The sequence below is a fragment of the Streptomyces sp. NPDC002926 genome (assembly GCF_053591755.1).
On sequence record NZ_JBSFUK010000008.1, the window covers coordinates 1 to 13,848 of the forward strand.

At 68.6% G+C, this 13,848-nt stretch carries 9 protein-coding genes; 2 read left to right on the forward strand and 7 right to left on the reverse strand.

The genetic code is table 11. From position 1 onward, the window contains the following. The 7 genes from ACWDZ6_RS15975 to ACWDZ6_RS16005 form a co-directional block, all read right to left on the reverse strand. Nucleotides 1-2,231, reverse strand: a 2,231-nt coding sequence (locus ACWDZ6_RS15975) for an amino acid adenylation domain-containing protein (protein ID WP_451503314.1), incomplete at its 3' end; no start/stop codon positions are given. A gap of 6 nt (nucleotides 2,232-2,237) precedes the next feature. Beyond that, nucleotides 2,238-4,769: a Pls/PosA family non-ribosomal peptide synthetase gene (locus ACWDZ6_RS15980; protein ID WP_451503315.1), complete on the reverse strand. Its 2,532-nt coding sequence runs from the start codon at nucleotides 4,767-4,769 to the stop codon at nucleotides 2,238-2,240. 675 nt (nucleotides 4,770-5,444) lie between these two features. Beyond that, entirely contained in the window at nucleotides 5,445-5,822 is a 378-nt protein-coding gene (locus ACWDZ6_RS15985; RefSeq protein ID WP_451503316.1) for a DUF2267 domain-containing protein, read from the reverse strand. A 434-nt stretch (nucleotides 5,823-6,256) separates the two neighbouring features. Next, a complete protein-coding gene (locus tag ACWDZ6_RS15990; RefSeq protein ID WP_451503317.1) occupies nucleotides 6,257-6,643 on the reverse strand; it encodes a hypothetical protein in 387 nt (128 codons plus the stop codon). A gap of 481 nt (nucleotides 6,644-7,124) precedes the next feature. Then, nucleotides 7,125-8,354 carry a cytochrome P450 family protein gene (locus ACWDZ6_RS15995; protein WP_451503318.1) on the reverse strand — a complete coding sequence of 410 codons (1,230 nt, stop codon included), beginning with the start codon at nucleotides 8,352-8,354 and terminating at the stop codon, nucleotides 7,125-7,127. Between the two features lie 494 nt (nucleotides 8,355-8,848). Continuing rightward, nucleotides 8,849-9,010, reverse strand: a complete 162-nt coding sequence (locus tag ACWDZ6_RS16000; RefSeq protein WP_451503319.1) for a hypothetical protein — start codon at nucleotides 9,008-9,010, stop codon at nucleotides 8,849-8,851. 537 nt (nucleotides 9,011-9,547) lie between these two features. After that, nucleotides 9,548-11,086 carry an alpha/beta hydrolase gene (locus ACWDZ6_RS16005; RefSeq protein WP_451503320.1) on the reverse strand — a complete coding sequence of 513 codons (1,539 nt, stop codon included), beginning with the start codon at nucleotides 11,084-11,086 and terminating at the stop codon, nucleotides 9,548-9,550. A 373-nt stretch (nucleotides 11,087-11,459) separates the two neighbouring features. Between ACWDZ6_RS16005 and ACWDZ6_RS16010 the strand changes: the two genes are divergently transcribed. After that, nucleotides 11,460-12,677 (forward strand): MFS transporter, encoded by a 1,218-nt coding sequence (locus ACWDZ6_RS16010; protein WP_451503321.1) that lies wholly within the window; start codon nucleotides 11,460-11,462, stop codon nucleotides 12,675-12,677. A 407-nt stretch (nucleotides 12,678-13,084) separates the two neighbouring features. Then, nucleotides 13,085-13,318, forward strand: a complete 234-nt coding sequence (locus ACWDZ6_RS16015; protein WP_451503322.1) for a hypothetical protein — start codon at nucleotides 13,085-13,087, stop codon at nucleotides 13,316-13,318. Nucleotides 13,319-13,848 lie beyond the last annotated feature (530 nt).

Genomic DNA, 13,848 nt, shown 5'->3' on the forward strand with positions numbered 1-13,848 from the left:
GTGGCGAGGCCGGCGGCGAGTGCCTGCAGTGCCTTCCTGTCGATTTTGCTGTTGGCGGTCAGCGGCAGGTGGTCGCGCCAGTGGAAGGCGGCGGGGACCATGTAGTGGGGCAGGGAGGCGGCCAGCCGGTCGGCGAGGGTTGCGGTGTGGAGGGGGTGGGGGCCGGTGTAGAAGGCGATGAGGTGTTGGCTCTGGCCGGCGTGTTCGGTGACGACGACGGCGCCGTCGCGGACACCCTCCACCCGCAGCAGGGTGTTCTCGATCTCGCCGAGCTCGATCCGGAAACCGCGGATCTTGACCTGGGCGTCGCGGCGGCCGAGGAACTCCAGCTTCCCGGTGGGGTGCCAGCGGCCGTAGTCGCCGCCGAGGTAGAGCCGTTGGCCCGCGCGGTGCGGATCGCTCAGGTAGGCGGCGCGGGTGCGGTCGGGGTCGTTGATGTAGCCGCGGCCGACGCACACACCGGAGAACGCGATCAGACCCGGCGCGCCCAGGGGGACCGGGGTGAGGTGTTCGTCGACGACGTAGAGGTGCACATTGTTGACCGGACGGCCGAGCAGGACACGCTCCGGTGCCCGGTCCATGACCTCGTGGTTGGTGTCGTCGGAGGTCTCGGTCAGCCCGTAGGCGTTGACCAGCCGGGTCCCGGGCCGGGCCGCGAACCAGCGCTCGGCCAGTTCCCTCTTCAGGGCCTCCCCGGTGGCCGACACGCAGCGCAGGTCGGGCAGGGGGCGGGGGCGCTGCTCGAGCTCGGCCAGGACGGCTTCGAGGTAGGAGGGGACCAGTTGCAGGACGGTGACGTGGCCGGTGGTGAGGGTGTCGAGGAAGCGGGGGATGTCGAGGATCGCTTCCTGTTCGACCAGCAGGGTCCGCCCGCCCACCAGGAGCGCGCCGAGCAGTTGCCACAGGGAGATGTCGAAGCACTGGGGTGCGGTCTGGGCCACCACCTGCCCCGCGTCGATGCCGAGGTCGTCGGTCTTGGCGTAGAGGTGGTTGAGCAGGCCGGCGTGTTCGCACATCGCGCCCTTGGGCTCGCCGGTGGAGCCGGAGGTGAAGTAGATGTAGGCGAGCTGGTCCGGCGTCACGCGGATCCCCGGATCACCCTCGCCGTGGTCCTGGGCGCAGGCCGCGTCGATGAACAGCCGCTCGGTCCCGGGCCGGCTCTCAAGGGCCGGGTCGAGGGTGGCGGTGCTGCCCGGCTCGGTCAGCACCAGGGTGCACCCGGCACGGGCCAGGACGGCGGCGATACGCCCGGCGGGGAAGTGCGGCTCGATGGGCAGATAGACACCGCCGGCCTTGAAGACCGCGATGACGGCGGCCAGCCAGTCCAGATTCCGCTCGGTGACCACCGCGACGACACCCTCACGCTCCAGCCCCCGCGCCAGCAGCGCCCGCGCCAGCCGGTTGGCCCGGGCATTGAGCTCCCCGTACGTCCACCGCACGCCGCCGTGCACGGCGGCGACGGTGTCCGGGTGGGCCCGTACCCGGTCCTCGAACAGTTCGTGGAACCGGCGCTGCGGCAGCTCCCGGACCGGTCCGGCCAGCCCCTGGAGCTGGAAGCGCAGCTCTTCGGCCGACAGCAGGCTCTGGCGCGTGTGGTCGGCATCCGGGCCGGCGGCGATCAGATCCAGCGCGGCCAGGTGATAGCCCGCGATCCTCGCGGCCCCCCCGGCATCGAGGATCTCGGTGCGGTGGCGCAGCCCCAGCCGCAACCCCCCGCCCCGCCGGGAGAATCCCACCCCCACCACCGTGCCCCGGGCCAGAGCCCCGCCCACACCACCCGGATCGAACACCACCTCCGGCACCACCCCGGCCAGGCCCAGCTCCGCCCGCAGCGCCCCCAGGTCATCGCCCGCACCGTCCCGGTGCACCACCAGCTCCGACACGACCCGCTCGGCATCCCGCACCAGCTCCCGCCACGAGCCGGACCCGGTCGACAGCCGGCACGGCAACAACCCACCCCCCTCCCCGACCACGTACCCGGTGGCCACCTCCCGCTCCCCGGACAACGCGGCCAGCACCCGGGCATGCGCAGCCAGCAACACCGCACCGAACGACACCCCCCACTGGCCGGCCAGCCGACGCAACACCCCCACCGTGCCGTCCGGAACCGCCGCCTCGAACTCAGCCACACCCACCACCGGACGAAGCGCCCACCGCGGGGCGGGGGTGAAACCACCGGCCGTCAGTACACCGCGCCAGAACTCCCGGCCGGACTCCACTCGCACTCCCATGGTGGTCTACTCCCGCTCCTGGCCGCTGTTCCGGGGGATCTGCCGGGCGGGATTGCCCGCCCACCGCGCGTGCTCCGGGACGACCTCGCCCTTCATGAGGAAGGAGTCGGGGGCGAGCACAGCGCCGTCGCCGATCGTCACGCCGTAGTGGACGAAGGCACCGACCCCGAGGGTGCAGCCGGCGCCGATCGTGATGCGGTCGGACTTGAAGGCGCCGTCCTCCTGCGAGTGGCACTGGATGACGCTTCCCCCGTTGAGCGTGCAGCCGTCGCCGATGGCGACCATCGTCCGCTCCGTCAGATAGCAGCCGTCGTCGAAGACCCTGCGGCCGAGCCGAACCCCCAGCATTCGCCAGATCACGTTCTTGAACGGGGTGCCGTTGAAGATCCGCAGATACGTCTCCGACGGCACCTTCCAGTAGCGCTCACGCCGCCAGAAGCGGAGATCGTAGATCGAGCAGAAAAGCGGGCCCGGGGGGTGGAACGCCGTGACGGCACGTTCGACCAGCACGAAATACACGGCAGTGAACAGAAATACGAGGACGTATGCCAGCGCGAACGCCGACGCACCGAACGAGGTGTAGAGGTCTGCGGTGCCCGAGGCGAGCAGGGTGACACCGAAGAAGTAGATCCATCCCACAAGCAGGAACAGCCCCATGGTGGCGGCATTGTGCCTGTTCTTGGATGCGAGGCGGCTGCGCAGCTTCCCGCCGCTCTTCAACCCGTCGAACGTGCTGTCCCGCTGCACCGATCGCGGGATCTCGAAACTGGGCGAGCCGAGAAGCCCGACCCCTTCCCGGATATCCCCGTCGACCGGGACCATGACCTTCGTCGCGAGGAGACAGTTGTCGCCCGTCCTGCCCCGCGAGGGGTAGGCGATCCTGTTGCCGAGGAAGTTGCGCGCTCCGATCGAGGCGCGGGACACGCGGAAGGAGGTGCTCGAGAAGTCGGCGTTGACGATCGACAGGCCGTCGGCGACCATCGTTCCGCTCCCTACGGAACTGAGGTACGGGGTCTCGTGTCTTACCTCCGTACCGAAGTTCGACCCGGTCTGCTCGATCCTGGAGAGGTCGTACCCGAGGCAGCGCAGGTAGTGGACGATGCCGGAGCTGTCGCCGAACAGGCGGGTCAGGAACCTCCTGTTGGTCATGAACGCGATCGCCCGGTGCACCCCGTAGTGGAAGCCGTACAGGGGATAGACCCTGCCTGGTGTGATGGCCCGATTGAGCAGGCGGGGAACAGTGGCCAGGACGATGAGGAGCAAGGGCACGGCGCCGAAATAGAGCACGGCGGAGGCCGTCAGGGCGTCGAGGAGGAACGGCCAGCTGGTGAGGGACGCAGGCCCGGGTTCCAGGACCGCTCTGAGCTGCGGCGCCTCAGCGAGCAGGATGCCCAGTCCGCCGACCGCCAGCGGTACGTACACGAGCAAGACGGCCAGCAGTTGCAGGACGCTGTGAGCCACCCTTCTCAGGGCACCGCAGTCGGCCGGGCTCACCACCTGGTACTCCACCTCGGTGGGCTGCGCGGGTGACCCGTGCCAGTGCTCGCCGTCAGGCACCGCCTGACCACTGTGCAGGGAGGAGGCATGGCCGAGCTGCGCACCGTTGCCCAGCGAAGTCTCGATGTCGAGCACGGTGGCCTCGCTGACGGTCACGTCCTTCCCGAGGCTGACCGCGCCCATCTGGATCAGGCCTGCGTGAGCCCGGTAGCAGTTGAAGAACGAGTCCTTGCGGATGACTGTGCCGTCGCCGATGACGAGGAGATCGGTGCACACGGGAACATTCCGGGAGAAGACCGCGACGCCCCGCCCGATTCTCGCGCCCAGCGCCTTGAGGTAGAGCAGATAGAGCGGCGAACCGACGAACAGGACCAGTGGGTTCGACCGGATCAGCGTCTTGACGATCCAGAAGCGGACGTACCCCAGGCTCCAGATGCGGATCTGCCCGGGCTTCCACCGGCCGATGAGGGCCCACTTCACCAGGATCGGAAGGGCGCACAGAACCAGAAGGCCTGCAGCGCCGAACATGACCGATCGCAGATATGCGCCGAACACGCCCGACCCGGTGGAGATCCACTCGTAGCCCCGAGCGGTGACAACCGCGACGACGTAGGAGTACCCGAGAAAAGTCAGGAGCTGCAGGGCGCCGCACAGAACGTACGCGGGCATCCCCGCCGGGGCCGCTGACACCGGAGCCCCCGACACCGGCGCCGAGGGCTCGACCGGGGGAGCAGGCGCCGAGTCCTCCAGCGCTGTCGCCAGGCTCCTGATCGTCGGATGCCGGTAGACGTCCTTCATCGATACCGACGGCAGGTCCGTACGCTTCCTGACCCGCGCGCAGAAATGCGCCATCACCAACGAGTCGGCGCCCAGTTCGTCGAAGAAGTGGCTGTCGACAGACACCTGCTCGACGCGAACGACGTCAGCCAGCATCTCGGCGAGGATCCTCTCGGTACCAGCGGCCGGTTCGTCATACCCGACCCGGACGGTTGGGGACTCTTCCTGGTCGGAGGTCAATTCCTCGACCGGGTTTCCGAGCATGTCTGCTCCCTGGAGAAGTTGCGGCCGCCGGCCCACCACCGGCCCACCACGGGCCCATGTGCCGGGCCCCGTCGTTGCATGCCGGCAAGGTCACAGCGTGCGACGGTGGGTAGCGTTGCGGGCATGGACGGCGAGCGGGTGGGGAGACTCCCCGACCCGGTCCCGTGGATGCTCGACGCGAGCCACAGACGGATGTCATCACTTGTTATTCGACGCACGTGGCTACAGAGATTGCGCATTTCGGTACTTATCTCACATGTCGGTCCACATCTCGAAGAATGGACAACCGACGGCCCGGTCGTGGCGACCGCTTGGGCATGCCCCACAAGGAAAGGGCGGCAGCGTGAGGGGAGAAGCGGGGCCGACTCGAGCCACGCTGCTATTGACCGTCCTCATCGACTTCATGTCCGACGAGCTCGCTCCGTGCGGGAACACCACCACTGCATCGATGCCGCGCAGGCGCCGGCTCGGATGGACGGGTACATCAAGGCGGGTATGCGGGCCGTCAGGACGCGTCGGCCCATATCGCCAGTGCTGCCTGATCGAGCGTCAAGTCCGCGCACCTTGCAGGGGGGTCGCGCCGACTGCACGATTACGGCCGCTGGAGCGGCTGGCGGGCCGCCCGCGGAGGAAGGACCACCGCGGGGAAAGGGCCACCTGAGGAGAATGGACCCGTCAGCCGGTGGACTCCACCAGCTGCGCATACTCTTTGCCGAGCTGCGACATGGCGTGTTCGAACTCCTTGTGAGAGATGGCCTCTTGCAGAGTGCTGAAGACCGCCCGGACGCCGCTGGCGGTTTCGGAACCGGACAGGCCGGTGCGCCCGCGCACCTTGCGGATCGACTCATCGGGCCCGAAGGTCTCCATCTCTCCCCGCCCTCGGTTGAACGAGTCACGCAGAGGCTCGGGGAGTTCGAGGGCCAGATCGCGGGCTTCGCCGTCGCTGAGACGACGCGCGAGCGTCTCTAGAGTGGCACGAGTGAGATCGGCCGCTTCCTGTCGCGAGAGTCCCGTGCGATCCGCCACTGCCAGGAAGAACTCCTTGTCGTCCATGCGGCCTCCTCATCGGAATCGACGGATGGGCCAGGAAGGTGAGCTCACATTCCACCTTGCCACGCACACATCCCGCATGCGACGCCGGTGCCCCCCCGAGGGATCCGGATCGCTGGCGGAGGCGGTACGCCATCATCCAGACGACGACATCGGTGCGCGCCCGCAGGGCTGTGGCCAGCAGAAAGCCGGGCTGGTTCGGGAGGGTTGTCGTGGTGACGCCGGGGCGCGGCCTCGGGGAAGAGAACGGCTATCTCTCACCCGCTGCCGGACACTCACTGTACGCAAGCGAGCACCGACTGCACCCGGTGTGGGCTCGCGCTCGTCCCTGAGCACCGCCGCGGGCACGGCCCCTCTCAACACGTGGACAAAGGGCGAGAATGGCAGGCAGCGGCGACGGACCAACCAGGGTCGTGTTCTCGCTACTGACGAACGGGTCAGTGCAGGAGATAGAGGGTGAAGGCGCCGCCCGACTCGGCGGTGCGGGCGATGTGGGCGTAGCCGCGGACAGTGGCGTACGCACCGGTGCCGCCGGTGACGGCGATGTCGAAGTCGCTGGGCGGCGTGCCAATGGGGCTGGTCTTCAGGTGTTGCCATGACACCTGTCCGCGGGGAAGGCTGAAGGTGCCCGAGCAGAGGGTGGTTGCTGCTGCCACGCGAGTGCACTGCGCCCCTTCGGTGCCGTAGCCGGCACCGTTGCGGAAGAGGTTTGCGGTGAAGATGATCTGATCGCCGATCCCGGGTCCGGTCGTACCGTTGTCGACCACCGTGGTTCCCGTGCTCGTCGACGTCAGGCGGATGGCCTCTGTGTACCCTCCGCCCATGCCCCATTCCAGGGGGTACGGGTCATGGGATGCAGAGGCAGAACTCCCGATAGTTGCCAGCGAGACCGCCGTTGCCGCCACCACGACCCACTTTGAAACGGAAAGCATTCTTCCTCCCCTCATACAAGTGACTTCTTGGGTGCGCCTTAGAATTGCCATTGTGTGATGTAGCGTCAATTATCAAACGCATCAAAAATGCCCGTTTCATCCATTCGGCCGTCTCTGGCGCATCGCCGGGACGATGGCCTCGTTCGGCCGCTCCTCACGCGGCGGCAGCGGAGCGGTGAGGGGGGCGGGGCCCCGGAACGTGACCGCTGATGTGTCGGCAGCCACGTCGGATTCGCCGTTACGGCACGGTCCCGTACCACCGGTGCTGCCAAGGGACCCGGCCGGCGCGCGCGGAGCCCATGAACGGCGCCGCGCCGCCCGGGACTTCCGGGCGGCGCGGGGGTATGAGCTCTGCCCTGGGAGGGGAGAGCGTTCAGACGGCGGGCTGCAGACGCACGGGCAGGTGCTGGTGCCCGTTGGTGATCAGCGAGGGTACGCGCGGGAGTTGGTCGGAGGGGACGGCGAGTTCGGCGTGGGGGAAGCGATCGAAAAAGGCCCGTATGGCGATGGCTCCCTCAAGGCGGGCCAGGGGAGCGCCGAGGCAGAAGTGGGCGCCGTAACCGAAGGCGAGGTGCTCCGGGCCCGGGGCGGTGCGGGTGACGTCGAAGCTGTCGGCGCTGTCTCCATGCCAGTCGGGATGTCGGTTGGCAGCGGCGTAGGAGGCGAGGATTGCCTCGCCCTCGGCGATTACTTGACCGTCGGGCAGCGGAATGTCACGGACGGCGAAGCGCATCGGCAGATGCTTTACGGCCGGCTCCAGCCGCAGAGTTTCCTCCACGACGTCCCCCCATGTCGCCCGGCCTGAGCGGACGTTGTGGAGCTGTTCGGGGTGGGTCAGGAGCGCGGTGATGCCCTGATCGATCAGGTTGACGGTGGTCTCGTAGCCCGCACTGATCATCAGCAGCAGCGTGTCGCGCAGCTCGTTCTCGGACAGCGCCGACCCGTCGCCGTCCTCGTCCCGCGCGGCGATGAGCAGGGAGGTCATGTCGTCGCCGGGATCCGCCCGCCTGGTGGCGATGAGGTCGTCGAGTACCGCGTAGAGGGCGACAGTATTGGCGGCGGCCTGCTCCGGGGTGAGGGTGGTGGCGAAGACGCCGTCGACGACCTCGCGAAAGCCCTCGCGCCGGCCCGCGGGCAGACCCATGAGGTGGCCGATGACCTGGATCGGCAGCGGGTAGGCGAAATGCTCACGCAGGTCGGCCAGTTCGCCGGGCTCGGTTTTCTCCAGGTCGTCGAGCAGGTCGGCGACGATGTTCTCAACCCGTTCCTTGAGCGCGTCGACGCGCCGGGCGCTGAAGGCGGGGGCAACCATCCGGCGCAGCCTGCGGTGATCCTGGCCGTAGGCGGTGAACATGTTCTCGACCGCTACCCACAAGGCGAGTGGCCACGTCTGTATGGCGTCGTTGAACTGCGGCCAATGCTGACGGGCGTCTTTGGAAACGTCCGAGCTGGTCAGCAGCCTCTTCAACAAGTCGGGATCCGTGACGGACCACGCGGTTACGCCGAGAACGTCGACGCGGGCCGCGGGTCCCTCGGCGCGCAGCGTGCGGTGTTCGGCGTCCGGGTCGGCACCGGCGGGGTCAAGGACGAAAGGCTGGGGCATGGTGGGGTCTCCGATTCAGGACAGGGGAACGGGGGCGGCGGGCGGGGAAGGTCACGGGGAGTGCCGCCAGGGCAGTTCGAGGGTGGGAACGGCCGGGTCCCTCTCGGGCAGGGCATCCAGGAGGTGGCCCGTGGCCGTCCGGGCGATCAGGTACGCGTGGGAGTGGGCGGGGGGAGCCCCGACGCTGGGGGCTGGAAAGAGGGCGAGCGCGAGGTCCGTGTATCGATCACCAGGGTCATCGGGTCAATCGTCCCTCAGCCCACACGAGTTGGCGAGACCGCAATTTCGACGGCACGTGGGAAGACCGATACCGACCCGAATTGAATCCGGGGGTGCGCGCCGATTTTGACGTCCGGCACTGATGGACAGGGAACACCCGGGGATTCAAGCCCTGTACGAGTCCTCGGGGTACCAGGAAGGTCGGCCGGCGCCGGCCCTTCCCCAGCGGACTTGCCTCTGCGCGGCGTCGGAGGTGACGGGCGTGACGAAGTTGTTCAGGTTGCCGACGGGGTCCCGGAGAGGAGGGAGCGGTTTCCCCACGGCATCATCGTCGGCTTCTGGACGAACTCGCGGGGCGTCAGACGCTGGTATTCCGCGTCGACGTCGGCGACGCGGAACTCGGTAACCACCGTGCGGTTGGCGGCCGGTCGGTGCACGCCGTCAGCGGACGGTGGCGATCAACTGCACCGACCGAAAGGGCCGCAGCAGCGACCGCGCCGTCCTGCTCCACGGTCTCGTGGCGCATTCCGGACTGTCGTACTTGACCGGCGCCGACGGGCCGGCGAGGAGGTACGCACCTCCCGGCCGGAATCGCCACCTTGTCCACGATCCCGGCAACAGCAACACTCGACGACGCCAACCGGGCCGACTCAGGCGGGACCCGCCCCGACGACTCGAGCGGCCCCCACGGGCAGCCGACGAACGCACCGGATGAGTCCATGTCCGGATTCGAGCCGAACGGCTGGACCGGATTCCCTCCGTACTCGCCGCTCTGGACCGCCCGTTCGTCATCGAACACCCCGCCGCCGCCCTGCGGGATCTCGTGCGCACGCCGGTCCGCCGCCTCGATGAGCATGCCGCTGTGGACGGACTTGCCCGCGCGATCACGTGACTGTCCGGCTTTCGGTTCGTTTCGGCATCCCGGTGCGGGGCGGCGTGACTTGACGGATGCGGAGTGGGAACGGCCGCGGGCGTTACTGCCGGTCAGCAACAACCTTTGCGGCCGTTGGCGGGACGATCAGGGAGGCGACGTCGGCCATCGCGCCCCCGCCGGTGGCTACGCCGCCCTGTGGCTTGGCCGCCGCGAATGGGGGCGTGTCCTGTTGGCACGTTGCTCCGGCGGGCGGGAGGGTACCGTCGATGAAGTAGCGGCTCTCGTAAGCCTTGACGCAACTGCTGGGATTGATCAGTTCGGTGTGCCCGTACCCGTTGTTGGTGAGCAGGCGGGCGTTGGCCAGTTCTTTGGCCATGGCCTGCGTGCCCGAGTAGGGAGTGGCGGGGTCGTAGGTGGTGCCGACCACCAGGACGGGGTGTGCCGTCGGCTTGTTCCACGGTCCGCGGTAGATGTTGGCCGCTGTGGCCGGCCAGTCGGCACACCCCTCGGCGGCCCAGGTCCAGAAGCGTCCGGCGTCGCCCGCACGGGTGGCGCTGGCCTCCTCCATGGCGTGGTAGGCAGCGGGGTCACGCGGATTGGGGCTGTCGCTGCAGAACACCGCGCCGGCCTGTTCATCGCCCAGGTAAGGATTTGGATTCGGGACCGGTGGCGCGGGCGGAAGAGCGGACGGCTCCGGAACGCGGCCCTGCCACAGGTTCTGCAGCCTGCCGGCGAGGCCCGTCCATCCGGGGTGGACAATGTAGAGGCTGTTCACGGTGTCACCGACCGTACGGCCATAGGTCCATGCGCCCACGGGATGCTGCCTCAGTCGCCGCATCAGCTGGTCGAACTTGTCCCGCGTCGCTTTGGGGCTGCCGGCGGAGAAGGCGCAGCGGGCGGTGGTGGTGGACCCGCAGAGGGCGAGGAACTTGTCCAGGACTGCTGCCGCGCCGCGGTCCGCGCCCATGCGCAGGAAGGTCGTGAGCGGGGGGTCGGAGGCGTGGGTCCAGGCCTGCGGGTCGACGTTGCTGTCAAAAACCATGGCGCGGACCTTGCCGGGGTAGAGGTTGGCGTAGGTGGCGCCCAGGAACGTGCCGTAGGAGATCCCGAGGTAGGTGAGTTGTGGGTCGCCCACCGCCTGGCGGAGCTGGTCGAGGTCGCGTGCGGTGTCGGCGGTCGACACATGGCGCAGGAGTTCGGGGTCACGCTGCTGACAGCGCCGGGCGAGGTCCTTGTACGCGGCGATATAGGCCGTCCGCTGCTGTTCGCCCACCGGGAAGCCTGCCGCTTTGCTCGCATTCCACGCGTCGGCTTCCTTGCGACTGCCGAAGCAGTTCACCGCGGTGCTGTTGCCGATTCCGCGGGGGTCCCAGCTGACGATGTCGAACCGCTCCCGTACCTGCTGCGGGAAGGACTCGTAATTCTGTGGCATCTGCACCGTTCCGGGCCCGCCGGGGCCGCCGGGGTTGAAGAACAGGGTGCCGATGCGTCGTCCGGGGCCGGTTGCCTTGTGTCTTATGACTGCCAGCTCGATGGTGCGAAGGCCGGGGTTGAGGTAGTCCAGCGGTACCTTCGCGGTTGCGCAGTCGAACGGACTGCCCGGGATGCAGGGCTTCCAGTCCAGCTGTGGGACAGGCACCGAAGGTGACGGCACGCCATCAGCCGGAGAGAGAGACGGCACCGCGAATATCGTCGAGCAGATCACCGCCGCGGCCAGGGCCGCCGCACAATGCCGGTGGCCCGCTGTGGAACGGGGTATGTGCATACCCGTCCTTCCTCCTTCGTGGCTGAGCGCCCGATGCCACCATGTCCTGGACGTCGGTACGCACCCGTGTCAACAACACGACGGTCCGAGAAGGCGCGCAATCCAATCGCGGCCGAATGGCCGAGCTCCTCGAGGGCGTGCACAGCGTCGGCGGAAACCTGCATCGGGCGGATGCTGCCCTGCGGGACAGCGCGCCGACTCGTGCCGGGCGCTGCCGCAGTGAGGAGGCCCTCGTAGGGTGACCTGCGTGATCGTTCGCGAGGGCGCAGAGAACGCAGGGAACGCAGGCGGTGGTTGGCGACCGGGCTATCCGGCCGCGGCAGTGGTGTTCGCCATCGGGATGGCCGGGACCACCCTGCCCACACCGTTGTACGGGCTCTACCAGGAGCAGATCGGGTTCTCCGAGCTGATGGTGACCGTCGTCTTCGCCGTGTACGCCGTCGCGGTCATCACCGTGCTGCTGGTGGCGGGAAACTACTCCGACGAGGTCGGGCGCAGACCTGTGCTCCTGATCGCCATGGCCTTGTCGGCCGCGAGCGCGGGATGCTTCCTCCTGCAGAGCGGTCTGCCGCTGCTCTTCACGGGGCGGCTGCTGTCCGGCTGTGCGGCCGGCCTGCTGAGCGGCGCGGCGACAGCGGCCGTCATCGAGCTGGCCGGTCCTGGACAGAAGGCGCGGGCCGGGTTCGCCGCCACCGCGGCGAACATGGGTGGTCTGGGCTGCGGGCCACTGCTCTCCGGCATCCTCGCGCAGTACACGCCCTGGCCGCTGATGCTGCCGTTCTGGGTCCACCTGGGGCTGGTGGCCGTGGCCTGTGGAATCACCTGGTTCCTGCCGGAGACCGTGGCGGAGCCGAAGCGATGGCCACCTCTGAAACCGCAGGGAGTCACGGTGCCTCCGGAGGTGAAGGGTGTTTTCACGCCCGCCGCGCTGGCGGCGTTTGCGGGTTTCGCACTTCTCGGGCTGTTCACGGCGGTCGCGCCGAGCTTTGCCTCGCAGACGCTGGGCGTGCGCAACCTGGCTGTGTCGGGCGCGGTGGTGTTCTCCGTGTTCCTCGCTTCGACCGTTGGGCAGTCCTTGACCGAACGGATCGGCGCGCGTCTCGCGCTCCCCGTAGGGTGCGGCATCCTCGTCGTCGGCCTGCTGTTGGTGGCGTCATCACTGATCGCCGAATCCTTGCCCCTGCTCGTCCTGGGTGCCCTGTGCGGCGGCACCGGGCAGGGACTGGCCTTTCGCGGGGCACTCACGCTGGTCAGCGGCGCGGCACCGGCACAGCACCGTGGCGGCACCATTTCCGCGTTCTTCGTCGTCGCCTACACCGGGATCTCGCTGCCGGTGGTCGGTGTCGGCGCCATGGCCACATGGCTCGGGCTGCGCCAAGCCGGGCTGATTTTCACGGGCTGCGTGATGCTGCTGGCGGGGGGCGCGGGAACGTACGCTGCGCGCAGGCCGCCGGCAGGGGCGTAACCGGGTACCCGTGACGGTCGCGCGCACATCGACGACTTCACCGATCGCCTCGTCACCAGCGGCGTCGGCATGTCCGCTGCCACTACGGCCCACGGCAGGCGTAGCCGAGCGCCGCCGGCAGGACCAAGATCGAAAGACGTCGGCAGCGTCCGCGAGACCGTGACTGAGCGCACGGCTCTGTCCACCTGGACGGGGGCGACACGCGATGGATCCGGACGAACCGCAGGGGCGGCGCGGAAGCCGATACGTCTTGGCCCCGGCAACATGGCCGAGTGTCGTCCGCCGGGGGCTTTCCCCCGAGTGAAGCGTCGGCCGGGGTCGGCGGCAGGCCACGACCCTGGTTCCAGGACCTGCGCCTCTTACGCTGTGCGTTTGTGCGGATGCCGCGACGGGCGCAGCGTGGAAACATGACCGAGAGTGAGACCCCGGCGTTTGTGACCTCCCCGATCGTCATCTCGCCTGTCGAGCAGGGCGAGCGGCCGTTCCGCGTCGTGCAGATCAACGGTGTGATAGCGGGGATCGCCCGCGATATGGTGGATGTGCTGCGGCTGGCGCATGCGGCAGGCATGGAGCACGTCGATCTGGACGACCCCGCGGTCGTACGGTGGGTCGGTGGCGGGAAGTACAGATGGGCTCCCTGAGCGGGCGGATTCCGCGGCGGAGTCCCCAGTGGGTTCAGGACACACGCAGCTGACCACGGTGCGCGGCAACGGGGCTGAAGTCCGTGCCCGGCCGCCGGATCCGCCGCACAATCGAAGCGATCGGCCGCGCTCGGGGCGTACTTGCACAAGGGCGCCGTCACCGCGACGACGTCGTCCGGGACGCCGAATGCGTCTCGCCATCCTTGTTCACAGTGGAGACCGGCACGGCGCGGTCCCGTAGAACCCGTGCGCGCCCGGCAGCACGGGCGCCGCGTCAGGGTGCAGACGGAGCAACCCGGCGAGCACCATCGCCTCTGCGCGAACCGATCCGATCAAAAGCCGCGTCGCGTCACCGACAATCACGCCGTGCGCCGGCAGCCGGGCAGAGCCACTCCACGCACGCCCTTCGAACGATCCACACCAAAAACGGCGCAGCCCATCGCAAGATCTTTCCCCGTTTGGCCCCGTCCCGGCCTGGCCTACTGGATACCGTTGAGCGCCACCGCTCAGGCGGACGGGGGACCGGGGGG